19 protein-coding genes and 2 pseudogenes are annotated in these 25,268 nt (G+C 65.0%); 14 read left to right on the top strand and 7 right to left on the bottom strand.

The window, feature by feature from the left end; all coding sequences use genetic code 11:
• Positions 1-35 precede the first annotated feature (35 nt).
• A complete protein-coding gene (locus tag FA85_RS08370) occupies positions 36-338 on the bottom strand; it encodes a YcgL domain-containing protein (protein WP_036109757.1) in 303 nt (100 codons plus the stop codon).
• A gap of 230 nt (positions 339-568) precedes the next feature.
• On the opposite strand from FA85_RS08370, the gene FA85_RS08365 reads away from it, so the two are divergent.
• Complete coding sequence (locus FA85_RS08365) at positions 569-1,993, top strand: OmpP1/FadL family transporter (protein ID WP_036109759.1); 1,425 nt, start codon at positions 569-571, stop codon at positions 1,991-1,993.
• 115 nt (positions 1,994-2,108) lie between these two features.
• Here FA85_RS08365 and FA85_RS22700 read toward each other — a convergent pair.
• The 3 genes and pseudogenes from FA85_RS22700 to FA85_RS08355 all read right to left on the bottom strand — a co-directional run.
• Positions 2,109-2,204 (bottom strand): annotated as a pseudogene (locus FA85_RS22700) (SEC-C metal-binding domain-containing protein); the annotation flags it as partial.
• Positions 2,205-2,243: 39 nt separating this feature from the next.
• A pseudogene (locus tag FA85_RS08360) lies at positions 2,244-2,801 on the bottom strand (UPF0149 family protein); the annotation flags it as partial.
• 15 nt (positions 2,802-2,816) lie between these two features.
• Positions 2,817-4,187, bottom strand: a complete 1,371-nt coding sequence (locus FA85_RS08355) for a glutamate--cysteine ligase (protein WP_036109768.1) — start codon at positions 4,185-4,187, stop codon at positions 2,817-2,819.
• 248 nt (positions 4,188-4,435) lie between these two features.
• Here FA85_RS08355 and FA85_RS08350 point away from each other — a divergent pair, with 248 nt between their 5' ends.
• Complete coding sequence (locus tag FA85_RS08350) at positions 4,436-5,335, top strand: DUF3800 domain-containing protein (protein ID WP_079522287.1); 900 nt, start codon at positions 4,436-4,438, stop codon at positions 5,333-5,335.
• Positions 5,336-5,555: 220 nt separating this feature from the next.
• On the opposite strand, the gene rho is transcribed toward FA85_RS08350, so the two are convergent.
• Positions 5,556-7,418: a transcription termination factor Rho gene (gene rho, locus FA85_RS08345; RefSeq protein WP_081907324.1), complete on the bottom strand. Its 1,863-nt coding sequence runs from the start codon at positions 7,416-7,418 to the stop codon at positions 5,556-5,558.
• A gap of 151 nt (positions 7,419-7,569) precedes the next feature.
• Positions 7,570-7,896 (bottom strand): thioredoxin TrxA, encoded by a 327-nt coding sequence (gene trxA / locus FA85_RS08340; protein WP_036109771.1) that lies wholly within the window; start codon positions 7,894-7,896, stop codon positions 7,570-7,572.
• A 431-nt stretch (positions 7,897-8,327) separates the two neighbouring features.
• Here trxA and rhlB point away from each other — a divergent pair, with 431 nt between their 5' ends.
• The 12 genes from rhlB (at position 8,328) to FA85_RS08280 (ending at position 24,172) form a co-directional block, all read left to right on the top strand.
• Complete coding sequence (rhlB, locus tag FA85_RS08335) at positions 8,328-10,091, top strand: ATP-dependent RNA helicase RhlB (RefSeq protein WP_036109775.1); 1,764 nt, start codon at positions 8,328-8,330, stop codon at positions 10,089-10,091.
• A gap of 200 nt (positions 10,092-10,291) precedes the next feature.
• Entirely contained in the window at positions 10,292-10,969 is a 678-nt protein-coding gene (gene ftsE, locus FA85_RS08330) for a cell division ATP-binding protein FtsE (RefSeq protein WP_036109778.1), read from the top strand.
• Positions 10,966-11,946: a permease-like cell division protein FtsX gene (gene ftsX / locus FA85_RS08325; RefSeq protein ID WP_036109781.1), complete on the top strand. Its 981-nt coding sequence runs from the start codon at positions 10,966-10,968 to the stop codon at positions 11,944-11,946. Before ftsE ends, ftsX begins: the two co-directional genes overlap by 4 nt.
• 15 nt (positions 11,947-11,961) lie before the next feature.
• Positions 11,962-12,801 carry a response regulator gene (locus FA85_RS08320; RefSeq protein WP_051943227.1) on the top strand — a complete coding sequence of 280 codons (840 nt, stop codon included), beginning with the start codon at positions 11,962-11,964 and terminating at the stop codon, positions 12,799-12,801.
• The gene (gene ung, locus FA85_RS08315) at positions 12,798-13,505 is read left to right on the top strand and encodes a uracil-DNA glycosylase (protein ID WP_036109784.1); all 708 of its coding nucleotides are present in this window, start codon (positions 12,798-12,800) and stop codon (positions 13,503-13,505) included. The genes FA85_RS08320 and ung overlap by 4 nt, the downstream gene beginning before the upstream one ends.
• A 241-nt stretch (positions 13,506-13,746) precedes the next feature.
• On the top strand, positions 13,747-14,607 hold the full coding sequence (gene rpoH, locus FA85_RS08310) for an RNA polymerase sigma factor RpoH (RefSeq protein WP_036109786.1): 861 nt from the start codon (positions 13,747-13,749) through the stop codon (positions 14,605-14,607).
• 82 nt (positions 14,608-14,689) lie between these two features.
• Positions 14,690-15,370, top strand: coding sequence for a response regulator transcription factor (locus FA85_RS08305; protein ID WP_036109788.1), 681 nt, complete (start codon positions 14,690-14,692; stop codon positions 15,368-15,370).
• Complete coding sequence (locus tag FA85_RS08300; RefSeq protein WP_239709121.1) at positions 15,354-16,727, top strand: sensor histidine kinase; 1,374 nt, start codon at positions 15,354-15,356, stop codon at positions 16,725-16,727. Before FA85_RS08305 ends, FA85_RS08300 begins: the two co-directional genes overlap by 17 nt.
• An 80-nt stretch (positions 16,728-16,807) precedes the next feature.
• Positions 16,808-20,008 (top strand): efflux RND transporter permease subunit, encoded by a 3,201-nt coding sequence (locus FA85_RS08295; RefSeq protein WP_036109790.1) that lies wholly within the window; start codon positions 16,808-16,810, stop codon positions 20,006-20,008.
• Positions 19,998-21,173, top strand: coding sequence for an efflux RND transporter periplasmic adaptor subunit (locus FA85_RS08290; RefSeq protein ID WP_036109792.1), 1,176 nt, complete (start codon positions 19,998-20,000; stop codon positions 21,171-21,173). Before FA85_RS08295 ends, FA85_RS08290 begins: the two co-directional genes overlap by 11 nt.
• Complete coding sequence (locus FA85_RS08285) at positions 21,160-22,653, top strand: efflux transporter outer membrane subunit (RefSeq protein ID WP_239739754.1); 1,494 nt, start codon at positions 21,160-21,162, stop codon at positions 22,651-22,653. Before FA85_RS08290 ends, FA85_RS08285 begins: the two co-directional genes overlap by 14 nt.
• Positions 22,654-22,750: 97 nt before the next feature.
• Positions 22,751-24,172: a coniferyl aldehyde dehydrogenase gene (locus FA85_RS08280; protein ID WP_036109796.1), complete on the top strand. Its 1,422-nt coding sequence runs from the start codon at positions 22,751-22,753 to the stop codon at positions 24,170-24,172.
• 68 nt (positions 24,173-24,240) lie between these two features.
• Here FA85_RS08280 and tal read toward each other — a convergent pair whose 3' ends face one another.
• Positions 24,241-25,194, bottom strand: coding sequence for a transaldolase (gene tal / locus FA85_RS08275; RefSeq protein WP_036109799.1), 954 nt, complete (start codon positions 25,192-25,194; stop codon positions 24,241-24,243).
• Between the last annotated feature and the right edge of the window lie 74 nt (positions 25,195-25,268).

Genomic DNA, 25,268 nt, shown 5'->3' with positions numbered 1-25,268 from the left:
CGCCGCACACTCTGCCTGTGCGCGGATTCGGCCGATCAGACGCGGACGAGCGTCCGGTCGGGGTCGATCTCGCGATTGTGGTTCGGCTGATTGCAGACGGTGAGCGTGTCGCCGGGAGGCGTCTGCAGATGCCAGCCGCAACCCGCGAGGTTGATGAGAACCTGCTCAGTGTCGTTGTGCGGCAGCTTGCGCTGGGGCGTGAGTTCGAACTCCAGCACGAAGCGGAGTTCGCCCAGCAGGAGGACGAGCGGCTCGGGAAGCATGTCGAAGCCGTCCCGGCGGGTCATCCAGACGTAAGTATCGGGCTTGCGAAGGCTTGCGTAGACGTAGCAGTGCATGACGGCGGTCTCGCTTGCGGATCGGCAGCATACGTTAGCAAAAGAGGGGCGACGCAAGTGTGCATAAACGTCGGATGTTTCGAGTTTGTTGCACATGCACTTGCAAATTATTCGTCAAGTCGTCCAGAGTCCCACCCAGATTGTTAAACGCGCGTATGAAAACGGCTAACTTTTCCGTACCGCGCACGTGACATCGACCCAGAACAGAACAAAAGCAGGAGCCACCACGCATGCAGAAGTTGACCCATACCCGTTCGCTGGCCGTCGCCGCCCTTTCGCTGGCCATCGCCGGCGCGCTGGTGGCTCCGCAGGCCGCTCACGCCAGCGCCTTCCAGCTGAAGGAAAACAGCGCCGCCGCCCTCGGTCGCGCTTTCGCCGGTTCCGCCGCCGCAGGTGACGACGCCTCGGTGATCGTGAACAACCCGGCCGCCATGAGCCTGCTCAAGGGCACCACGTTCCAGGCCGACGTCACCGGCATCAACTTCAGCACCAAGTTCCACGGCACCGCGACCGACGCTCAGGGTCGTCCCATCTCGGGCGGCAACGGCGGCGACGCCGGCACCACGATCCCGGTTCCGGCGTTCTACGTCGCGACCCAGGTCAGCGATCGCTGGCACATCGGCCTCGGCCTGACCGCCCCGTTCGGTTTCAAGACCGAATACGACTCCGACTGGAAGGGTCGTTACAACGCCATCAAGTCCGACTTCAAGTCGTATGACGCGACGCTGTCGGCGTCGTTCGACGTGACGGACGACTTCGCCCTCGGCGCAAGCTTCATCGCGCAGAAGACGACCGCTGAACTGACCAGTGCGATCAACTACAACACGGTCGGCCTCGGCCTGATCCAGCGCGCCGCCGCCGCGGGTCAGCTGCCGCCCGCCACCGCCCGCGCCCTGGCCGCACAGTACGCCGCCGTGGTTCCGCCGGGTAGCGATGGCGTCGCCAAGATCAAGGGTGACGACTGGGCCTACGGCTGGCAGATCGGTGGTCTGTGGAAGCTGACCCAGAACGACCGCATCGCCCTGAACTACCGCAGCAAGATCAGCCACAAGCTGGAAGGCACCGGTAACTTCACGATGCCGAGCAACGTGACGGCCGTGCTGTCCAACCCGACTGTCGGTGCGCTGCTCGGTTCGGGCCAGCCGCCCTTCACCCACACCAACGGTACGGCTGACTTCACCACGCCGTCCGTCGCCACCGCGAGCTTCTGGCACCAGGACGTGAAGTTCGGCCTGGGCTTCGATCTGTCGTGGACCAAGTGGAACGAGTTCAAGGACCTCACGGTCAATTACTCGAACCCGAACCAGCCGTCCACCAGCGAAGACTACAGCTGGCGCAACAGCTACTTCCTGTCCGCCGGTGGCGAGTACTACCCGACCGACAAGCTGACGCTGCGCGCCGGTGTCGCCGTCGACACGACGCCGACCTACGACGATACCCGCTCCCCGCGCGTGCCGGACTCGACCCGCAAGTGGCTGGCCTTCGGTATCGGCTACAAGGCCACCGAGCGTTTCGAAGTCAACGCGGGTTACGCCCACATCTTCGTTAACAAGGCTCACATCGCTGGCGTCACCAATGCCACCAACGACCGTCTGGTCGGCCAGAACGACGACAAGGGCAACCTGCTGAGCGTCTCGGCCAAGTACCAGTTCTGATCGTCTCCCCCGATCGGCTGATATGAGCCAGTAAAAAAACCTCCCCGGTGACGGGGAGGTTTTTTTGTGGGTGGCCTTCAGGCCAGTCGGACGGGATCGTGCGTGGGGCGCGCTCCTACAGGCCTTCCGCGCCGTGGCATTTTTTGAATTTCTTGCCGCTGCCGCACGGGCAGACGTCGTTGCGGCCGACTTTCGACTCGTCGCGCTGTACGGGCTTGCCGTGCCGCGGATGGCGGCGACGATAGAGCTGCGCGAGCTGGAACGGGATCTCGTTGAGCAGGTTCATCCGCTCCTCAAACGACGGCAGGGCCACCGTCGGTGTGCCCGGGTCCGGATCGGTCTGATCCGCCGTCAGGGTCAGCAGCATGCCGACGAACGGATAGGTCTTTTCATCCAGCCACTCGGACCATTCCTCTTCCCACTCGCTGAGGGCGAAGCGAAAGCCCAGCGCCCAGTCGCTCGCGAGCGGGAAGTCGCCATTGTACGAAGCGACGTCCTCGATCTCGTCGAATTCCTCGGGCGAGTCGATGAAGGGCAGGGCGTCTTCCGCCAGTACCTTGGGATCGCCCGACACGCGTGCCTCGATCACCGCCCAGAATTCCTTGAGCAGCGTGGCGACCTCCGCGTGCACGGCCTCGGACTCCCAGGGCGTCGCCTCGTCGGTGTCGAGGATCGCCATGCAGTCGTCGATGTCGACGTCGGCCGGGCCCACGATCGCCGCCGAGAAGAGCCCGTCCAGCGTCTCCAGCGAATAGCGGTTGGTCGAGATCAGGAGGTCGTCGAGACGGCCCAGGCGCGTTTCATTCATCTGCATGGCAATGACTCAGTAAGCGTAGTCGCGGAACACGGGATCGACGCTGCCGTTCCATTCGCTCTGGAAGAGCTCGAGCTTGGTGTCGGCCTGGGTTTTGCCGGAGAGGGCGATCTCTTCCAGCGGTTCGAGGTAGACGGATTCGTCGACGCCGCGGTGACCGGTGCGGTTGCGCCGCTTGAGGCCTTCCCGGGCGATCTTCACCGCCTCCAGTGACAGCTCGCGCACGCTGTGGTCGCGGAAGCGAAGCGCGAGCGCCTCCTTCGGTACGCCGTCACGCAGCGCATGGCGCTCGGCCTTCGTGAAGTCCTTCACGAGGTCCCATGCGGCGTCCAGCGCGGTGTCGTCGTACAGCAGGCCCACCCAGAACGCGGGCAGTGCGCACAGCGAGTTCCACGTGCTGGTATCCGCGCCGCGCATCTCGAGGTACTGCTTCAGGCGCACCTCGGGGAAGGCGGTGGTCAGGTGATCGGCCCAGTCGCGCATGTTGGCCTTCTCGCCCGGCAAGGCGGCCAGCTCACCACGCATGAACTTCTTGAAGTCCTGGCCGGACAGGTCGACATACTTGCCGTCGCGATAGCTGAAGTACATCGGCACGTCGAGGATGTAGTCGACGTAGCGCTCGTAGCCGAAACCGTCTTCGAAAACGAAATCGAGCATGCCCGTGCGGTCGGCGTCGGTATCGGTCCAGACGTGCGAACGATACGACTTGTAACCGTTGGGCTTGCCTTCGGTGAAGGGGGAGTTGGCGAACAGCGCCGTGGCGATCGGCTGCAGCGCGAGGCCCACGCGGAACTTCTTCACCATGTCCGCCTCGGTCGCGTAGTCGAGGTTGACCTGCACCGTGCAGGTGCGCGTCATCATGTCGAGGCCGAGCGAACCGACCTTGGGCATGTACTCGCGCATGATCTTGTAGCGGCCCTTGGGCATCCACGGCATCTGGTCGCGACGCCACTTGGGCTGGAAGCCCATTCCCAGGAAGCCGATGCCGAGTTCCTCGGCCACCGAGCGGACTTCCTTCAGGTGGTTGGTGACTTCGTCGCAGGTCTCGTGGATCGTCTCCAGCGGCGCACCGGAGAGCTCCAGCTGCCCGGCCGGTTCGAGGGTGATGTTCGCCATGCCCTTGGTCAGCGCGACCGGGGTGTCGCCTTCACGGGCCACGTCCCAGCCGAAGCGCGTCGCCAGGGTCTCCAGTAGCTGGCGGATGCCCGGACGGTCCCCGTCGAACGGTGGCGGGGTAAGGTCGTCGCTGTAGAAGCCGAATTTCTCGTGCTCCGTTCCGATGCGCCAGGCTTCACGCGGCTTCTCGCCCCTGGCGAGATAGGCGACCAGATCGTCACGGTCGCCGATGGGCGTGCTCTTGGCGGCGCTGGGGATGGACACGGGGCTTTCCTTGAAGAGGGGGCTTTTTGGCCGGATGCGGCCCAGATGGGGGCGCATGCCCGCCGGGAAAAGGTGGCATGCCGGCGGCGCAGGGTAGCAAATGCGTCGGCGAGTCGGTGAAAACGAGGAGGTCGGGACCTTCTGCCCTTGCCGACCCTGGCGCTCGTCAGTCGCGCAGCTATCCAGGCATGCGTCGATGCTTCCTATACTCTGGCGGCAATATGCATCGACAAGGGAGTCATGAGGCGATGACCGTCAAGCGAAGGTCAAGCAAGGAGCAAGAGCCTGAGGCGTTGCCGACCGGCCAATGGGTGCTGCCGTTGTCGCCCGGGGTCGATCACGCGGTCGATGAGGCTCTGGCCGTGGCGCCAGCAGGCCGGTTCAGTAACTACGTCGTTTACGTTGACGAGAGCGGCGATCATGGTCTTGAAACCGTAGACCCGAACTATCCTGTTTTCGTGCTGGCATTTTGTGTCTTTCACAAAGGGCATTATGCGGATGCCATCGTCCCCGCGATCGAGTCATTCAAGTTCAGGCACTTCGGGCATGACATCGTCGTGCTTCACGAACACGACATACGGAAGGAAAAGGGAATCTTCCGCTTCAACAATCGCCTGGAAAAGGAAGTTTTTCTTGACGAGCTCACTGGGTTGATCGACACGAGCAACTTTATTCTGATCAGCTGCGTCATCAGCAAGGCGAGGCTCAGGGAGCGTGCTCAGCTTGAAAGCAATCCATACCATCTGGCTCTCGGATTCTGTCTCGAGACGCTGTTTGAGCTTGTTGAGGAGAAAGAACAGGGCGATCGTCCGACTCACGTCGTCGTTGAGTGCCGAGGTAAAAAAGAAGATCGTGATCTGGAGCTGGAATTCCGGAGAATTTGTGACGGCGCTAACAGGTGGGGGCGCCAGCTGCCATTCGCCATTAAATTCGCCGACAAGAAGACGAACTCCTCTGGACTGCAACTCGCCGATCTCGTAGCCCGGCCCATCGGCCTGTCGGTCCTTCGACCGCAAAGCCCTAATCGGGCATTTGAGGTGCTCAAGCGTAAGTTCTTCTGCAAAGGAGGGCGCAAAAAGCTTGGCGTCGACTTCGAAGGGTGGGGGCTCAAGCTTTTCCCTGACGCAGAAAGCGAAAAGCCCCGGTGAACTCACCGAGGCTATGACGCCGACCGGGAACCCCCAGTCCACTTAGGCGTGAAGTTTAGAACGGGGGCGGCCAGTGGCACAAGGCACCCCCCTTCGCCGTCGATACGTTGCAAATTCTCGCGCGAGCCTCTCACTTGCCTGACCGGCGCGTGTGCTGGCACTCCAAAGACGAAGAGGCCGCCCCATGGGCGGCCTCTTCGCAAGATCCGGTGCGGCGCGATCAGCGCTTCATCGAATTGAAGAACTCGTCGTTGGACTTCGTGTTCTTCATCTTGTCGAGCATGAACTCCATCGCGGCGAGCTCATCCATCGGGTGCAGCAGCTTGCGCAGGATCCAGATCTTGGCGAGCAGGTCCGGATCGATGAGCAGGTCTTCGCGGCGGGTGCCCGAGCGGTTGATATCGATGGCCGGATAGACGCGCTTCTCGGAGATACGACGGGACAGGTGCACTTCCATGTTGCCGGTGCCCTTGAACTCCTCGTAGATCACCTCGTCCATCTTGGAGCCCGTGTCGGTCAGCGCGGTGGCGATGATCGTCAGGCTGCCGCCTTCCTCGACGTTACGCGCCGCGCCGAAGAAGCGCTTGGGGCGCTGCAGGGCATTGGCGTCGACACCGCCGGTGAGGACCTTGCCGGAGCTCGGTACCACGGTGTTGTAGGCACGGGCCAGGCGGGTAATCGAGTCGAGCAGGATCACCACGTCCTTCTTGTGCTCGACCAGACGCTTGGCGCGCTCGATCACCATTTCGGCGACCTGCACGTGGCGAACGGCCGGCTCGTCGAAGGTCGAGCTGATGACTTCGGCGCGAACCGTACGCGCGATTTCCGTGACTTCCTCAGGGCGCTCATCGATCAGCAGCATGATCAGATGGACGTCCGGATGGTTGTACTGGATAGCCTGCGCGATGTTCTGCAACATCATCGTCTTACCGGATTTCGGCTGGGAGACGATGAGGCCACGCTGGCCGCGGCCGATGGGTGCGACCAGATCGAGAATGCGGCCCGTGATGTCCTCGGTGGACCCGTTGCCGCGCTCGAGCTTGAACGACTTGCGCGGGAACAGCGGGGTGAGGTTCTCGAACAGCAGCTTGTTCTTCGACGCCTCCGGCGGATCGCCGTTGATGTCGTCGACCTTGAGCATCGCGAAGTAACGCTCGCCTTCCTTGGGATGGCGGACGCGTCCGGTGATGTAATCACCCGTGCGCAGGTTGAAGCGGCGGATCTGGCTGGGGGAGACGTAGATGTCGTCCGGGCCGGCCAGGTACGACTCGTCGGCCGAGCGCAGGAAGCCGAAGCCGTCCTGGAGGATTTCGAGCACGCCCTCCGCCCAGATGCCGCCGCCCGAACGGGCGTGGGCCTTCAGGATATTGAAGACGACGTCCTGCTTGCGCTGGCGGGCCACGCCCTCGCGGACACCGAGCGACTCGGCGAACTCGAGCAGCTGGATCGCGTTCTTGCGCTTGAGTTCGGTCAGGTTGATCAGGCGATCGTTGCTGCCGGCGTCGGCGTTCTCGTCATCGTCGACGGGATAACCGTTGTTGTTGTTGCGCGGGTGCTGGTAGTTGCCGCCGTTGCCGGGGTTACCGCCACCTGGGCGCTGCTGGTTGTTCCGGTCGCCACGGTCGCCGCGGTCGTTGCGTTCGTTCCGGCGACGACGGCCCCGGCCTTCGCGCTCGTTGTTCGGGTTGTTCGGGTTGTTACGGTCGTTGCGATTCGGCTGCTGGTTGGGGTTGTCGCCCCGGGCCTGCTGCTGACCGCCCTGACCCTGACCGCCGCCCTGCGAAGGGGCAGGCTGGCCGCCGTCGCGCGCTTCAGTCGACGGGGCCGCGGGACGCGGCTCCGCCGGTGACGCCGGCGCGTTGCTCAACTGCAACTCGGCCTGCGGCGCCGGTGTCGGTACCGGAGGCAGCGGCGGCGGAGACTTGACCGCCGGCGGCGCGACGGGAGCCGGCGCGGGTGCGCTCGTCTCTACCGCGGATGCGGCGGCTGGCGCCTTTCGGCGCGTACGGGGACGCGGTTCGGTCGCAGGCTGGTCGCCGGCGCCCTTGGCGTCGATGGAATCTTTAGTTTCGATATCGGACACGGGCAAACCTCACGGGGCGCCGTTAAAAGAAGAAGGGAGAGGGTTCGCGACTGGAGGGGACAAGCGGTGTCCCGGCGAACTCCTAGAGCCTAGCATCGCGTGAGGCGCGGCGTAAAGCGCCTCACGCGGCGGCGTGGGTGAAACGGGGAATTCAGAGGGACTTTTCGATGAACTGGGTCAGCTGACCCTTGCCGACGGCGCCGATCTGGGTGCCGGCGACCTTGCCGTCCTTGAAGATCATCAGGGTCGGGATGCCACGGACGCCGAACTGGCGGGGCGTCTGCTGGTTTTCGTCGATGTTGATCTTGACGATTTTCAGTTTGCCTTCGTACTCGCCGGCCAAGTCATCGAGCAACGGAGCGATCGACTTGCACGGGCCGCACCACTCGGCCCAGAAATCGAGCAGGACCGGGGTGTCGGAATCGAGGACTTCCTGCTGGAAGGCAGAGTCGCTCGTATGGGTGATCTTTTCGCTCACCGTGATCTCCAGAATGGGGGTAATAGGGGGTTGACGACCGTGACGCCTGCATCGGCTACACTAAGGAGCCTCATGTCGCGGGTCCAACCGGAACCGAAGGTCTTGGCCATTGCAGCCGCTGGCCCTCATTCCAACGCAACTAGGGGCGCGATTCAAGCGATTCAAGGGCGCCGACGGGATGGTTTCCGTTGACATAGGTGAAAAGGTTAATCGTTTCAAGCCTCTTCACCTATGCCAGCGGGAACCGTCGGGTCGCGCGCCGCCGCCTCCGGCCATCGTGCGCCGGGCGCGTCGTCTGGCCGCCGGACTGACACCTGGCCGCCCCCGACTCTCCCGTGACGCCGGCCGGATCACCCACCGTCCCGAGGCCCGCCCGGCCGCCGGGATGCCGTCGCGCCTCCGCGCGACGAGACGCCAGGCCATTCATACCTATGTCCCAAACCGTTCTCACCGACGTCTTCTACGAAAACCTCGACCTTCATCCGCTTCTCCATCAGGGCCTTGCCGCCGCCGGCATCACCCGCTGCACGCCCATCCAGGCGCTGACCCTGCCGCTCGCCCTGACGGGCCGTGACGTAGCGGGTCAGGCGCAGACGGGCACGGGCAAGACCTTCGCCTTCCTGGTCGCCCTGATGGACCGCCTGCTGAAGCATCCGGCCGCGCCCAACCGCCGCGACGCGGATCCGCGCGCCCTGATCATCGCGCCGACGCGCGAACTGGCCATCCAGATCGAGAAGGACTTCCAGACCATCGGCAAGGCCACCGGTCTGCGCAGCGCGCTCATCTACGGCGGCGTCGATTACGACAAGCAGCGCCAGCAGCTGCGCGACGGCTGCGACATCATCATCGCCACGCCGGGTCGCCTGCTCGACTACCACAAGCAGGACGTGTTCGGCTTCGGCTCGGTCGAAGTCATGGTCATCGACGAAGCCGACCGCATGTTCGACCTTGGTTTCATCAAGGACGTCCGCTTCATCTTCCGCCGCCTGCCGGCCCGCGAGCAGCGTCAGGTGCTGCTGTTTTCCGCCACGCTGAGCCATCGCGTGCTGGAGCTGGCCTACGAGCACATGCACGAGGCCGAAAAGCTGGTCGTCGAGACGGAAAACGTCACCGCCGACCGCGTCCGCCAGGTCGTCTACTTCCCGTCCAAGGAAGAGAAGATGCCGCTGCTGCTCAACCTGCTCGAAGAGACCAAGGCCGAGCGCAGCATCATCTTCGTCAACACCAAGGCCGCCGCCGAGCGCATCACCGATCGCCTCAAGCGCCACAACTTCCGTGTCGGCGCCATCTCGGGCGACGTGCCGCAGGTCAAGCGCCAGAAGCTGCTGCAGCGTTTCCAGGACGGCCAGATCGACATGCTCGTGGCGACCGACGTCGCCGCGCGCGGTCTGCATATTCCCGCCGTCAGTCACGTCTTCAATTACGACCTGCCGCAGGATGCCGAGGACTACGTGCACCGCATCGGCCGTACGGCCCGCCTGGGCGCTGAAGGCGACGCGATCAGCTTTGCCTGCGACCTCTACGCGATGGGCCTTCCGGACATCGAGACGTACATCAACCAGAAGATTCCGACCGCCTCGATCGAAGCGAAGATGTTGGTGATGCCGGCGCCGCGCCCGCGTGCCGACGGCGTGCAGGACGAAGTCGACGATCCGAACGATACGGGCGGTCACATCCCGACGCGCGGCGCACCGCCGGAGAAGGGCGGTCGTGGCGGTCGGGAGGGTGGTCGTGGCGGTTCCCGCTCGGGCGAGCGCTCCGGCAGCCGCGAGCGTCGCCCGCGCCCGCCGCGCGAGGACACCCCGGTCGGTGGCTTCACCGCCGCCTCCACGGAGGTCCCGGTAAAGACCGTGATCGTTGCCGAGTCGGTCGAGGAGCTGCCGGCCGCCGCCGAGGCCATCGCTGCCGATGGCGCCCCGAAGAAGCGTCGCCGCCGTCGCGGTGGTCGTGGCCGCGGCGCGCGCGAAGGCGTGGAGAACGTCGAGGGTAGCGGCGCCACCGATCAGGCCGCAGGCCCGAAGGCAGCCGCCCCGTCGCGTCACGCGGATGGTCAGTCGCGTCAGGGCAGCCGCCCGTCGCGTCAGGTCGCAGCGAACCGCCCGGCCGCTGCCGCTGCCGCTCCGGCGCCTGCACCGCATACGCATGAGAAGGTCGGTTTCTTCCGCCGCATCGGCCGGCTGTTCGGCGGTCGGTAAACCCACGACCGGTAGGAGCGCGCCCCGCGCGCGGAAAGCCAACGAAGCAATGAAGCGGCACCCCATCACCGCTTCGTAGGCCTTTCGCGCCCCGCGCGCGCTCTTGCATCCCGTCCGGCACATGCCCGGCACGTTCCACCCCGCACAACCCACCCGACATCCCTTATCCTCTGGGGTCCAACGGGCCAACAGGTAATGCGGTGATCGGTTTCGATCTGGTGAGCAAACGATACGAGGGCGGTCACCAGGCCCTTACCGATGTATCGTTCCAGGTCGCGGCCGGTGAAATGGCCTTCGTTACCGGGCATTCCGGCGCCGGCAAGAGCACCCTGCTCAAGTTGCTGGCCATGATCGAACGGCCGACCAACGGCGTCGTCACCCTCGACGGCCAGAAACTCAACACGGTCCGCTCGTCGGATATCCCGCGCATCCGCCGCAAGCTGGGCATGGTCTTTCAGGATCACCGCCTGCTCCTGGATCGCACGGTCTTCGCCAATGTCGAACTGCCGCTGGTGATCGCCGGCGTGGCGCCGGCTGACCGGTCGCGTCGCGTGCGCGCCGCTCTGGAAAAGGTCGGCCTGCTCAGCTACGAAAAACAGCTGCCCGAGGCGCTGTCCACGGGTGAGCAGCAGCGCGTCGGTATCGCGCGCGCGATCGTCGCGAAGCCGGCGGTCCTGATTGCCGACGAACCGACGGGCAACCTCGATCCACAGCTGGCCATGGAAATCATGACCCTCTTTGCGGAATTCCAGCAGGTCGGCACGGCCGTCCTCGTGGCCAGCCACGACCTCATGCTGATCAAGCGAATGAAGAAGCGGGTGGTCGTACTCGACCACGGCAAGCTGGTGGCCGACGTGCCTGCGACGGAGGTCGTATGAATACCGTTCGCGAATCCCGTCGTCCGCCGGAGCCGCCGAAGACCCAGCGCAGCGAAGGGCGCAAGGTCGGCGCCTGGCGCGAGCATCACGCCTGGAGCCTGTCGATCAGCTGGCGCCGTCTGGCGGCCCGGCCGCTCAGCACGTTGCTGACCGTCGCCGTCATGGGCGTGGCCCTGGCTCTGCCGCTCGCGTTTTACCTCCTGCTCGGCAACGTCGAGCGTATGGGCGACGCGCTGGGCCGCAACCAGTCCATCAGCGCCTTCATGAAGCCGGGCCAGAACGCGGCCATGGCGGAAACCGCCGCCTCCGCGCTGCGCGGGCGCCCGGAAGTGGCGGACGTCGTCGTTCGCACGCCCAAAGACGGGCTCGATGAGCTCGCCGAAGTTCAGGGGTTTTCCGGCTCCCTGCAGTCCCTCGACGTCAATCCGCTCCCATACGTCCTCTCGGTCCAGCCCCGGCCGGGCCTGGCGGCTGACGATGCCGGACGCCTGGTCGATGCGATGAAGGCCACGCCGGGCGTCGACATGGTTCAGGACACCGGCGCATGGCGCCAGCGTCTCGACGCGCTGCTTGGCGTGGGTACGCGGGCGGTGAGCCTGCTGGCGGCCTTGCTGGGTGTCGCGGCCCTTCTGGTGGTCGGCAACACCATTCGTGTCGATATCCAGAGCCGCAGCGCGGAGATCGGTGTGCTGCTGCTTATCGGTGCCAGCCGTCCCTTCGTTCGCCGTCCTTATCTCTACGCGGGCATCTGGCTCGGGTTTCTTGCCGGCGTTCTGGCCGTGGTGCTGGCCGTCGTGCTCGAACTTGCGATGGCCGGCCCGGTGGGACGTCTTGCGGCCGCGTACGATGGCAGTGTGAGCTTCGGCGGGTTGCCCGCGTGGTTGTTGCTTTCGGTACCCGTCGCCGCCGCGTTGCTCGGCTGGCTGGGTGCCCGTCTGGTGAGTGCACGACAGATCCGTCGCGCCGCGGCGGTCTAGACAAGGGGATTTGGGGTGGCGACTCACATCGGTTCAGGCGTTGCCGGCGCGGCGCCGCGGATTCTCCTGGTCGACGGCTCCAAGGTCGTCCGCCAGCTGATTTCGCGCGTGGTCAGCGCCGAGGTGCCGGGCGTCGAGATCGTGGGCGTCTCCACCGGCGCGGAGGCGCAAGCCGAACTGCAGCGAGGGGTCTTCGACTTCGTCACCGTGGCGCTGCGGCTGCCCGACATGGACGGTCTGGACATCGCACGCTTCGTGCGCGAATCCGCGCCGCAGATCTACATGCCGATCGTCGTCGTCTCCGGCGACGTGGAAGAGCGCCTTCATCGCCGGGAACTCGGCGAGTTCGTCACCGACTACTTCGACAAGTCACTGGGCTTCGGCGCGCTGGCCGAATTCATCCGTGGCTACGTGCGCCCGGAAGGCGGTGCCGAGGGCGAGGTGCTGTACGTCGAAGACAGTCGTGTGGTCGCCCTGGCCACGCGCCGCATGATGGAAAAGTACGGCCTGACGGTGCACCACGTGATCAGCGCCGAAGACGCCATCGTGTACCTGCACGAGGCGAAGGCCCGTGGCGACATGGGCGCCGACATCGTTCTTACCGACGTCAGCCTCAAGGGTGAACTCACCGGTGGCGATCTCGTCGAACGCATCCGCAACGAGTTCGGCTACGGCAAGGGGCAGCTGCCCACGCTGATCATGACCGGCGACGAAAACCCCGCGAACCAGGCCGCGTTGCTGCGCGCCGGCGCGAACGATCTCGTCGAGAAGCCGGTGGAAGAAAAGTTGCTGATCACGAAGCTGTTGTTCCAGTTGCGGGTGGCGCTACACCTGCGTGAAAGGGCGGAAGGTTGAACGAGCGGGTCAAGCTGGAAGCATCGTGGAAGGAGCGGATCGGCGATTACCTCGATCGTCCGGAGATGCTGGCGCTGTCGGCATTTCTGCGCGAGGAGAAGGCGGCGGGGAAGGTCATCTACCCGCCCGGCCCCGAGATCTTCAATGCGTTCGCGCACACGCCTTTCGATCGCGTACGCGTCGTCATCCTCGGCCAGGATCCGTACCACGGTCCCGGACAGGCGCACGGCCTGAGCTTTTCCGTGCGGCCCGGCGTCCGCGTGCCGCCCTCTCTGCAAAACATGTTCAAGGAAATCGAGGCCAGCCTCGGTATACCGCGCCCCGACCACGGATGCCTCACGCCCTGGGCCGATCAGGGCGTCCTGTTGCTCAACGCGGTGCTTACCGTGGAAGCGGGACAGGCTGCATCGCATCAGGGCAAGGGATGGGAAGGATTTACCGATGCGGCGATCGACGCCCTCAACCGCGAGCGCGAGGGCCTGGTCTTCCTGCTTTGGGGTAGCCATGCCCAGAAGAAGGGCCAGCTGATCGACGCCAGGCGCCACAAGATTCTGCGCAGCGTGCATCCGTCGCCACTGTCGGCGCATCGCGGTTTTCTGGGCTGTGGGCACTTCGCCGACACGAACGCGTACCTCGAATCGCGCGGGGAGGCGCCGATCGACTGGTCGCTGCCGCCAAAGGCCGCTTTGGTCTCCGCCCTTTAAAGTCAGCTTCAAGCCCCAATAACTGTAGCAACGGCGGACACATAGCCGCCGTCGACGCCCTCGGCGCCGCGTTTTCGCGGCCGGGGAGCCGTCTGCCTCCTGAACACCCCGGCACCGACTCTGGACAGGCCGGGGGTATTTCTGTACCATAGCGTACAGTTAACCGATGAACTTCGGGCTGACTTAGCACTCTCACATCGGGACTGCTAATCTGCATACAGACTTTCAGGAGGTTCCACACATGTCTCAAGCACTCGTTACCCGTAACTACGGGCTCCCGAGCGTCGTCGGCAGTCTGGATTCCTACATCTCGGCGGTTCATCGCATCCCGGTGCTCAGCCTTGACGAGGAGCAGTCGCTGGCGCGCCGCTTCCGTGACGACGCCGATCTTGACGCCGCCAAGCAGCTCGTTATGTCCCACCTGCGTTTCGTGGTCCATGTGGCCCGCGGCTATAACGGCTACGGCCTGCAGCTGTCGGACCTCATCCAGGAAGGCAACATCGGCCTGATGAAGGCGGTCAAGCGTTTCGACCCGGATCAGGGCGTTCGCCTGGTGAGCTTCGCGGTGCACTGGATCCGTGCCGAGATGCACGAGTTCATCCTGCGCAACTGGCGCATCGTGAAGGTCGCCACGACCAAGGCGCAGCGCAAGCTGTTCTTCAACCTGCGCAAGAGCAAGAAGCGCCTGGGCTGGATGAATGCCGAGGAAGTCCGTGTCGTCGCTCACGACCTGGGTGTCCCGGAAGCCACCGTCCGCGAGATGGAATCGCGTCTGTCGGGTCGTGACGTGGGCTTCGAGGCCCCGGCCGATGCCGATGACGACGACAAGCCGGCACCGGCCGCCTTCCTCGTCGACGAAGGCGCCGACCCGTACGACAACCTCGCCGAGGAAGACGCGAGCAACAACCAGATGGGCGCGCTGTCGTCGGCGCTCGGCAACCTGGATGCCCGCTCGCGTGACATCATCCAGCGTCGCTGGCTGGCGGAAGACAACAAGGCCACGCTGCAGGATCTTGCGGACGAGTACGGTGTTTCCGCCGAGCGTATCCGTCAGATCGAAGCGAATGCCATGAAGAAGATGCGCGTCGCCATCGCGGCCTGAGTGCCCCGTTCGGCGTAAGATCCGGAGCGGCCCCCTCGTGGGGCCGTTTTCCGTTGCCCCTTTGAGTCAGGAGTCCAAGCGGATGCCCAGGGCACTGGTCATCGAAGACGATGAAGTCACCGCCCGCGACATCGTCGCGGAGCTGAGCGCGCACGGCCTGACGGCCGAGTGGGTGGCCAATGGCCGCGACGGGCTGACCCGCGCGCTGGCCGATGGCTATGACATCATCACTCTCGACCGCATGCTTCCCGGCATGGACGGTATCGACATCGTGTCCGCGCTGCGCGAGCGGCGTATCGATACGCCTGTACTGATGATCAGCGCGCTGTCCGATGTCGACGAACGCGTGCGCGGTCTGCGCGCCGGCGGCGACGATTATCTGACCAAGCCGTTTTCACCGGACGAACTGGCCGCGCGAGCGGAAGTGCTGCTGCGTCGTCGCCGGCCCGCCGCCAACGAAACCCGCCTGCGTGTCGCCGACCTCGAACTCGACCTGGTCAGGCACAACGCGCTGCGCGGCGGTCAGCCGCTCACGCTGCTGCCCACCGAGTTTCGCCTGCTCGAATTCCTCATGCGCAATGCCGGTCAGGTCGTCACACGGCAGATGATCTTCGAGCACGTCTGGGGATTCCATTTCGATCCGGGCACCAACGTGATCGACGTCCATATCGGACGCCTGCGCCGCAAGATCGACGGCGCGGGGCAGGCGCCTCTGATTCGTACCGTTCGTGGATCGGGGTATCTCCTTGCGCCCGCTGACTGACGCCTGGCGTTCCGCCACCTCACGACTGATCCTCATCTACGGGGCGCTGTTCGCGATCTGGTGTGTCGTATTGCTTGGCGTGGTGCAGTGGGAGGCGTCACGCTACCTGTCGCGCGTGGTCGACCAGATGCTGGTCGCACGCATCCATTATCTGGAAGGCACCGACGCGCGGAACCTTCCGGACACGGTGGCGACGGCCAGTGCGGTCGACGTCCAGGGCTTCATGCGCGTGGGCCTGTTCGATGCCCATGGCCGGCGCGTCGCCGGCAACATCGCCCGCGTACCGGATGAACTGAGCGAGGACGGCACCGTGACCTCGGTGAAGGCCATGCTGGTGGATGCCTCGCGCGATACGCCGATGCGGGCACGCGGCATCACGCGGGAGCTCCCCGACGGACGCCGCCTGGTCGTGATCAAGGACAGCACCACGATCGACGGCCTCGGTGCGATCATCCGGCGCGGCCTGCTCTGGGGCCTGTCGCTCACGTTGATCCCGGGCGTACTGGGCGGCGTGCTCATCGCACGAGGGCCAGCCCGCCGCATCCGTGCGATTCAGCAAGCCATGGAGCCCATCCGCGAAGGCGACCTAAGCGTGCGTCTACCCGTGAGCCGCGGCGGCGACGAGGTCGACCTGCTCGCCGCGACGGTCAACACCACGCTGGGCGAAATCGAGCGCCTCCTGGGCGAGGTCAAGGGCGTCAGCGACAACATCGCCCACGACCTTCGCACACCGCTGACGCGCATGCGCACGCGGCTTTACCGTCTGCAGCAACAGTTCGCCGAGACGCCCGAAGGCGATCAGCTGGAAGCGTGCGTTGCCGAGATCGATACGGTGCTGGGACGCTTCCGCGCGCTGCTGCGCGTGTCCGAACTGGAAGATCGCCAGCGCAGCGCCTGCTTCGAGGAACTGGACATCGGCGCGGTCCTGCGCAACGTCCATGACTTCTATGCGCCGCTCGCCGAGGACCGCGGGCAGGCCTTCGAGATCCGGCTGGACAAACTGCCGCCGCTGCGAGGCGATCCGCAACTGATGTTCGAGGCGTTCGCCAACCTCGTCGGCAACGCGATCAAGTTCACCCCGGACGGCGGGGCGGTTCGCCTCGTCGCGACCACCGACGCCGCCGGCGACGCGCGGATCGATATCGCCGATACAGGCCCCGGTATTCCCGAGGGCGAGCGCGAGGCGGTGTTCCGTCGTTTCTACCGCGGGGACGAAACCCGTACCAAGCCCGGTTGCGGTCTGGGGCTGGCCATCGTCAGCGCGATCGTTCGTCTGCACGGGTACTCGCTGTCGGTCGGTGGGGACGAAAAAGGCGCTGTGTTTTCAGTCACCTGCCCCCCGGTCGTTAGCTCATAAACAAATCTTAACTACGACGACGATCGTCATGGGCGCAAAATTCGCCGCGACGCAACATTCGCGCACGGAATCCGTCCCTCATGATTGGCATCGTCCGGATCGCACTCTCGCGACCGTATACCTTCGTCGTCCTCGCCCTGCTGATCCTCATCGTGGGTCCGCTGGCCGCGCTGCGCACGCCGACGGATATCTTCCCCGACATCAAGATTCCCGTCATCGCGGTGGTCTGGCAGTACACCGGCCTGCCGCCGGATCAGATGGTCGGCCGCGTGTCGTCGCCCTTCGAGCGGGTGCTCACCACCACGGTCAATGACGTCGAGCACATCGAGGCCAACTCGATCCAGGGCTTCGGCATCGTCAAGATCTTCTTCCAGCCGACGGTGGACATCCGCACGGCGAACGCGCAGGTCACCGCCGTGGCCCAGACGCTGCTGCGCCAGCTGCCCGCGGGCACGACACCACCGCTGATCCTCAACTACAACGCCTCGACGGTGCCGATCATCCAGCTGGCGCTCTCCGGTGACGGCCTGACCGAGCAGAACCTGGCCGATCTGGGCCTCAATATCATCCGACCCCAGCTGACCTCGGTGGCGGGCGCCGCCATTCCGTATCCGTTCGGCGGCAAGACGCGCCAGGTGCAGATCGACATCGATCCGCCGGCTTTGCAGGCCCGCGGACTGTCGGCCCAGGACGTGGCCAACGCCCTCGCGGCGCAGAACCTGATCACGCCCGTGGGCACGCAGAAGATCGGCAAGTACGAATACACCCTGCAGCTCAACAACTCGCCCTCGGTGATCGACGAACTGGGCAACCTGCCGGTGAAGACGGTCAACGGTGCCACCGTGTTCATCCGCGACGTCGCCAACGTGCGCGACGGATCGCCGCCGCAGACCAACATCGTCCACGTCGACGGCAACCGCTCGGTGCTGATGACGGTGCTGAAGAACGGTTCCGCTTCCACGCTGGCGATCATCGCCGGCATCAAGGAGCGCGTGGCGGCAATGAAGGACGGTCTTCCGGCCAATCTCAAGATCGCACCGATCGGCGACCAGTCCCTGTTCGTCAGCGGGGCCATCGAGGGCGTGGCCCGCGAGGGCATCATCGCGGCGGCGCTCACGAGTCTGATGATCCTGCTGTTCCTCGGCAGCTGGCGCTCGACGGTCATCATCGCCACATCGATTCCGCTGGCGATTCTCGGCTCGATCGCCGCGCTCTCGGCGATCGGCGAGACCATGAACATCATGACCCTGGGCGGCCTGGCGCTCGCCGTCGGCATCCTGGTGGACGACGCGACGGTGACCATCGAGAACATCAACTGGCATCTCGAGCAGGGCAAGGACGTGGAGACGGCGATCCTCGACGGCGCGGCGCAGATCGTCACCCCGGCCTTCGTCTCGTTGCTGTGTATCTGCATCGTCTTCGTGCCGATGTTCTTCCTCAACGGCGTCGCCCGCTTCCTCTTCGTGCCGATGGCCGAGGCGGTGATGTTCGCGATGATCGCCTCGTTCATTCTCTCGCGCACGCTGGTGCCGACGATGGCGAAGTATCTGCTCCACCCGCACGATCACGACGATCCCCACGGCGAGGGCAAGGCGCCGTCGCGCAATCCCCTGGTGCGTTTCCAGCGTCGCTTCGAAGCGCGCTTCGAGAAGATCCGCGAGAGCTACCACGGACTGCTGCGACTGGCCCTGGATCATCGCAAGGCGTTCGTGATCGGGTTCATGGGTTTCGTCGTGCTGTCTTTCGCGCTGGTGCCGATGCTCGGTCGCAACTTCTTCCCCTCGGTGGACTCGGGGCAGATCCTCATGCACGTCCGCGCGCCGATCGGTACGCGCGTGGAGGAGAGCGCGCGTCTGTTCGCCGAAGTGACCGACGCCGTACGCCGCATCGTGCCCAGGGAAGAGCTCGGCACCGTCGTCGACAACATCGGCCTGTCCTCCTCGGGCATCAACAACACGTACAACAACACCGGTACGGTCGGTTCGCAGGACGGCGACATCCAGATCGCGCTCAACGAGGGGCACGCGCCCACCGCCGACTACGTCCGCGAGATGCGCGAGAAGCTGCCGCGTGAGTTTCCCGGCGTGACGTTTTCCTTCCCGCCGGCGGACATCATCAGTCAGATCCTGAACTTCGGCTCGCCCGCACCGATCGATCTGCAGGTGCGTGGTCCGAACCTCGACGCCAATTTCGGTTACGCCAGCCGGCTGCTGCGCGATATCCGCAAGATTCCGGGCGTGGCGGATGCGCGCATCCAGCAATCGAACGCCAGTCCGACGCTGAAGGTCGACGTCGACCGCAGTCGTGCGCAGCAGGTCGGTATCACCGAGCGTGACGTCACCAGCAGCCTGGGCGTCAACCTGGCCGGCTCCAGTCAGATCGCACCGACGTTCTGGCTCAATCCGCAGAACGGCGTGTCCTATCCGATCGTGATGCAGACGCCTCAGTACAGCATCGACTCGCTGCCGGACCTCGAGAACGTTCCGATCAGCCCGAGCACGGGCAGTGGCGGCTCGCAGGTCCTCGGCGGCCTGGCCACGGTCTCGCGCACGACGTCGAGTTCGGTGGTCAGCCAGTACAACATTCAGTCGATGGTGGAGATCTTCGCGACGACGCAGGATCGCGATCTCGGTGCGGTCGCCGCGGACATCCAGAAAGTGATCGACGCGAACAAGAAGTTCCTGCCGAAAGCGTCCAGCACCGCTTTGCTCGGTCAGGTGCAGACGATGAACAGCGCCTTCTCCGGCCTGATCTTCGGTCTGCTCGGCGCGATCGTGCTGATCTACCTGCTGATCGTGGTGAACTTCCAGTCGTGGAGCGATCCTTTCGTGATCGTCACGGCGCTGCCGGCCGCCATCGCGGGCATCATCTGGATGCTGTTCGCCACGCATACGACCTTGTCGGTGCCCGCGCTTACCGGCGCGATCATGTGCATGGGTGTGGCCACGGCGAACTCCATCCTGGTCGTGAGCTTCTGTCGCGAGCGGCTCGCCGAGCTCGGCGACGCGACCGCCGCGGCGCTGGAGGGCGGCTTCGTCCGCTTCCGTCCCGTCCTCATGACCGCGCTGGCGATGATCATCGGCATGGCGCCGATGGCACTCGGCATGGGCGAAGGCGGTGAGCAGAACGCGCCGCTCGGCCGCGCCGTCATCGGTGGTCTGATCTTCGCCACGACCGCCACGCTGTTCTTCGTCCCCGTCGTCTTCAGCATGATCCACGCGCGTCGTGGTCACCCGTCCCCCACCCCGGCGAATTCCGGAGAGCCCGTCCATGTCGCCTGATACCTTGCACACCCCTCCGCCGCGCCGTCTCCGTCTCGCTGGCATCATCGCCGCGATCGTGGTTCTCGCCATCGTCGTCGCCGGCGTCGCCACTCGCGCCAACGACTCGCATAAGCTGCGCGAGTGGACCGACGATCAGGCCGTGCCCACGGTGAACGTGGTCAGCCCGGAAGGCGGGCAGGGCGGTGGAGACCTCAACCTTCCCGGTCGGCTGCAGGCCTATGCCCGTGCGCCCATCTACGCGCGTACCAGCGGCTACCTGAAATACTGGAAGGCCGACATTGGCCAGAAGGTGAAGGCAGGCGACGTGCTCGCCGAGATCGAGACCCCCGATCTCGACCAGCAGCTGCTTCAGGCGAAAGCCGATCTCGCCAGTGCGCGTGCCAACGAGGCGCTGGCGCAGACCACGGCGAAGCGCTGGCAGTCCATGCGCGACTCGGATTCGGTCTCCAAGCAGGAAGTCGACGAGAAGACCGGTGACTACGACGCCAAGCACGCGCTGGCGACCGCGGCGCAGGCGAACCTCGAACGCATTCAGGCACTCAAGGGCTTCGCGAAGCTGACCGCGCCATTCGACGGTACCGTGACCGCTCGCGAGACCGACGTCGGCGCGTTGATCAACGCCGGTGGCGGTGGCCAGGAACTGTTCGTCGTGTCGGACACGCGCAAGCTGCGCATGTACGTCAACGTGCCGCAGAACTACGCGCCGTCGATCAGGCAGGGCGCTACGGTGAAGCTCACCGTGCCGGAATACCCCGGTCAGACCTTCACCGGTACGGTCGAATCGTCGTCTTCGTCGATCAGCGCGGCGACCGGCACCACGCTGGTGCAGGTATCCGTCGACAACCAGGACGGCAAGTTGCTGCCGGGTGCGTACGCGAGCGTCACCTTCGACCTTCCTGGCAACGTGGCACTCTTCAACGTGCCGGCAAGCGCGCTCGTCTTCGACGACAAGGGCCTGCGCGTGGCGGTGCTCGATGCGCAGAACAAGGTGAAGTTCAAGGACGTCACCATCTCGCGCGACATGGGCAAGACCGTGCAGCTCGGCTCGGGCATCGCCAAGGGCGACCGCCTGATCGAGAGTCCGCCCGATGGCCTCGCCGATGGCGACACCGTCCGCGTCAACGCGCCGAAGAAAGCGGAAGCCGACCATGCCAAGGCGTGATTCCACACGGCAGCGGACCGGCCTGGCCATGCGGGCTGTGATGGGAGCCAACCCTGTCGGCGAAGGCTCCCCGACACGATCGATCCTCGCCGGCCTCGTGGTCTCACTGGGCCTGTCAGCCTGCTCCCTCGCACCCGCGTACAAGACCCCCGACGTCCCCGTCGCCCCGCAATACGCCAACGCGGAATCGCCGTGGACCGAAGCCCGGCCCGCCGATCACCTCGATCGCGACGGCTGGTGGAAGCTCTACGGCGACAGCCGCCTGAATGACCTGCAGGCAAAGCTCGTCGCGAATAACGCGTCACTCGCGGCCGCACTCGCCCACTACGAACAGTCCGAGGCGTTCACGCGCCAGGTCCGTGCGGGGCTGTTCCCGCAGATCGGCCTGAACGGTAACGGCACGCGTAACCGCGAGTCGGACACGCGTCCGCTTCGCGGCGCCACGTCGCCGACTTACTACAACTCGTACACCATCGGCGCGCAGTTCGACTACGAGATCGACCTGTGGGGTCGCGTGCGCGACACCGTCACCGCGGGCACGGCGGAGCAGGCGGCATCCGCGGCGGATCTCGCCTCCGCACGTCTCAGTCTCCAGGCGCAGCTGGCTGACAGCTACCTCCAGCTCAATGGCTTCGATCGTCAGATCAAGGTGCTGAACGAAAGCATCGACGCCTTCGCGAAGGCGCTCAACCTGACGCAATCGCGCCATGAAGGGGGTATCGCTTCCGGCCTCGACGTCGCGCGTGCGCAGACGCAGTTGTCCAGCGCCAAATCGCAGCTGACCCAGGCGCAGGCACAGCGTTCGCTGGTGTTGCACGCCATCGCCGTTCTCGTCGGTGACTCGGCGTCGAGCTTCCAGCTCGCCACCGACGACGAGCAGGTCAAGGTACCGACGATTCCGGTCGAGGTGCCGTCGGTGATCCTGCAGCGTCGTCCCGACATCGCCGCGGCGGAACGTCGTACCGCCGCCGCCAACGCGCGTATCGGTGTGGCCAGGTCGGCGTTCTACCCGCAGCTGACGCTGGACGCACAGGGCGGTTGGCAAAGCTCGGCGTGGGGCAGCATCGCCACCGCACCGAACCGTTTCTGGGCGATCGGCCCCACGCTCGCGCTCAACCTGTTCGACGGCGGTCGCCGCAAGGCGGTCGTGGCGCAGGCACAGGCAGCGACCGATGAAGCTGGCGCGCGTTATCGCGATGTCGTGCTGAATGCGTTCGCGCAGGTGGAAGACAACCTGACGCTGCTGCGCGATCTCGGCTCGGCGCTGAACGACCAGCGCGCCGCCGCCGATGCGGCGCAGCGTTCGGTCGACCTGTCGCTGAACCGGTACCGTGAAGGCGCGGTGGGCTACCTCGACGTGGTGCAGGCGCAGACGACCGCGCTCGACGCACGGCGTAGCGTGATCGACCTGGAGACGCGGCAGCTCCGCGCCAGTGTGCAGCTGATCCGTGCGCTGGGTGGTGGCTGGTCGACGACCTGAGGTTGTCGGTCGGCCTGTAGGAGCGCGCCCCGCGCGCGAATAGCCTACGCAGCGGTGAAGCCGCACATCTTCATCGCTGCGTAGGCTTTTCGCGCGCATGGCGCGCTCCTACACTAGGCTGATGCTCGATACCTTGCAGCGCCAGAAAGCCGCCCAGCTCGCCGAAGGCCCTCCCTCGGCGTCGGTACGCATCGATCGCCTCGATCGCGCGATCGGCTTGCTCGTCGACCACGCCAGCGACATCACCGATGCGCTCCGCGAGGACTTCGGTCATCGCAGTGTCGACGCATCGATGTTCACGGACATCGCCGCGTCCATCGAGCCGCTGAAGCACGCGAAGCGCCATCTGCATCGGTGGATGCGACGCGAACGGCGGCCTGTCTCGCCCGCGCCGCTGGCGCTGATCGGCGCGCGTGCCTGGATCGACTATCAGCCCAAGGGCGTCGTCGGCATCATCTCGCCGTGGAATTTTCCGTTCAATCTCACCTTTGCGCCGCTCGCCGGCGTCCTCGCGGCGGGTAACCGCGCGATGATCAAACCTTCCGAGTTCACTCCGCGTTCGTCGGTACTGATGCAGCGAATGATCCGCAAGGCCTTCGATGAGACGGAGATGGCGGTGTTCACGGGAGGCTCCGACGTCGGCGAAGCGTTTTCGCGTCTGCCCTTCGATCACCTGTTGTTTACCGGCGCGACATCGGTGGCAAAACACATCATGCGCGCCGCGGCGGAAAACCTGGTGCCGGTGACGCTGGAGCTTGGCGGAAAATCTCCCGCTATCGTAGGACGCGACGCCGATCTCGAACTCGCCGCCAGACGACTTCTGTTCGGCAAGACACTCAATGCCGGTCAGGTCTGCGTCTCGCCCGATTACGCGCTGGTGCCGCGCAAGCACGTCGATGCCTTCGTCGATGCGCTGTCACGCTCGGTCGCATCGATGTTTCCGACGCTGCGAGACAATCCGGACTACACGTCCATCGTCAACGAGCGTCACCATGGCCGCCTGCTCGGGTACCTCGACGACGCGCGTGCGAAAGGCGCGACATTGAGGGTGCTCGGCAAGGGCGACGAACGTTTCGACGATCGCCGCATCGCGCCAACGGTGGTTCTGGGCGCCGACGATTCGATGGACATCATGCGTGACGAGATCTTCGGGCCGCTGCTCCCGATCCTCCCCTATGACGATATCGATGGTGCGGTCGACTACATCAATGCGCATGCGCGACCGCTGGCCCTGTACTACTTCGGCAACGACACCGGGGAGCAGGAGCGCGTGCTGGCGAAGACGGTCGCGGGAGGCGTCACGATCAACGACACCGTCATGCACCTGGCGATGGACGATCTGCCCTTCGGCGGCATCGGTCCTTCGGGCATGGGTGCCTACCACGGGCACGACGGGTTTCTCACCTTCAGCCACGCGCGGTCGGTGTACCGACAGGCCCGCTTCGACGTGACGGCCATGCTCAGGCCGCCGTATGGCACGACGATAAAGCGGCTGCTCTCTCTCAAGATCCGCCGGTAGATACCGGGCGACGGGCAAAAAGAAGGGGCCTCGCGGCCCCTTCGTCTTACACCCGGCCGCGCGTGGCTTTACAGCTTCGCGCCCAGCAGTGCCTCGAGCTTGCGCTGGTCGACCGCGAACTTGCGGATACCTTCCGCGAGCTTGTCGGTGGCCATCGCGTTTTCGTTGTGGCCCCAGCGGAATTTGGCCTCGTCGAGCCTGGCCGGCTTGTCTTCCCTGCGGCCGCTGTCCTTCAGCGCGACCGGCAGGTCGTCGTTGTTCTCTTCCAGTTCCTTCAGCAGGTTGGGCGAGATGGTCAGGCGGTCGCAACCGGCGAGGGCCTGGATCTGGCCGATATTACGGAAGCTGGCGCCCATGACGACGGTCTCGTAGCCATGCAGCTTGTACCAGTCGTAGATGCGACGGACCGACTGCACGCCCGGGTCTTCGGCCGGCTCGTAGGTCTTCTTGTCGGTATTGGCGACGTACCAGTCGAAGATGCGGCCGACGAACGGCGAGATGAGGAACGCGCCGGCTTCGGCGCAGGCCACGGCCTGTTCGAAGCTGAAGAGAAGCGTCAGGTTGCAGTTGATGCCGTCCTTCTGCAGCTTCTCCGCCGCGCGGATGCCTTCCCATGTCGAGGCGAGCTTGATCAGGATGCGTTCTTTGTCGATGCCGATGTCTTCGTAGAAGCCGATCAGGCGCTTGGCCTTCTCGATCGAGGCGTTCGTGTCGAAGGAGAGGCGGGCATCGACTTCCGTGGAAACGCGGCCCGGGACGATCTTGAGGATCTCGCGGCCCACGAGCACGGCCAGGCGGTCGCTGGCATCGGTCAGCTGCTGGTCGCGGCTGTTGCTCTGGCTCTTGGCCCACTGCACGGCTTCGTCGATGTAGCCCGAGTAGGTCGGGATACCGGCGGCGGCCAGCAGCAGCGACGGATTGGTGGTCGCGTCTTCCGGCTTGTACTTGGCGATGGCGGTGATGTCGCCGGTGTCGGCCACGACGGTGGTGATCTTGCGCAGTTGCTCGAGCTGAGTGGTCACGTTGAGAGTTCCGTTACCTGATGAGACCCCTATTGTCGCGCCGTTCGATGTGAAGTGACAGGCATCCGAAGGTA

It is taken from the genome of Luteibacter mycovicinus (genome assembly GCF_000745235.1).
Classification (GTDB): Bacteria; Pseudomonadota; Gammaproteobacteria; order Xanthomonadales; family Rhodanobacteraceae; genus Luteibacter; species Luteibacter mycovicinus.
The sequence above is the reverse complement of the archived record's forward strand: the minus strand, read 5'-3'. Positions and strand labels throughout refer to the sequence as shown.

What these genes read in the sequence shown, in the direction of transcription:
- rpoH (WP_036109786.1), top strand. Translation starts at nt 13,747, where the DNA reads ATGTCTCAAGCACTCGTTACCCGTAACTACGGGCTCCCGAGCGTCGTC.
- FA85_RS08305 (WP_036109788.1), top strand. Translation starts at nt 14,690, where the DNA reads ATGCCCAGGGCACTGGTCATCGAAGACGATGAAGTCACCGCCCGCGAC.
- rhlB (WP_036109775.1), top strand. Translation starts at nt 8,328, where the DNA reads ATGTCCCAAACCGTTCTCACCGACGTCTTCTACGAAAACCTCGACCTT.
- FA85_RS08295 (WP_036109790.1), top strand. Translation starts at nt 16,808, where the DNA reads ATGATTGGCATCGTCCGGATCGCACTCTCGCGACCGTATACCTTCGTC.
- FA85_RS08350 (WP_079522287.1), top strand. Translation starts at nt 4,436, where the DNA reads ATGACCGTCAAGCGAAGGTCAAGCAAGGAGCAAGAGCCTGAGGCGTTG.
- FA85_RS08370 (WP_036109757.1), bottom strand. Translation starts at nt 338, where the DNA reads ATGCACTGCTACGTCTACGCAAGCCTTCGCAAGCCCGATACTTACGTC.
- FA85_RS08280 (WP_036109796.1), top strand. Translation starts at nt 22,751, where the DNA reads ATGGCGCGCTCCTACACTAGGCTGATGCTCGATACCTTGCAGCGCCAG.
- ftsX (WP_036109781.1), top strand. Translation starts at nt 10,966, where the DNA reads ATGAATACCGTTCGCGAATCCCGTCGTCCGCCGGAGCCGCCGAAGACC.
- FA85_RS08285 (WP_239739754.1), top strand. Translation starts at nt 21,160, where the DNA reads ATGCCAAGGCGTGATTCCACACGGCAGCGGACCGGCCTGGCCATGCGG.
- FA85_RS08365 (WP_036109759.1), top strand. Translation starts at nt 569, where the DNA reads ATGCAGAAGTTGACCCATACCCGTTCGCTGGCCGTCGCCGCCCTTTCG.
- FA85_RS08290 (WP_036109792.1), top strand. Translation starts at nt 19,998, where the DNA reads ATGTCGCCTGATACCTTGCACACCCCTCCGCCGCGCCGTCTCCGTCTC.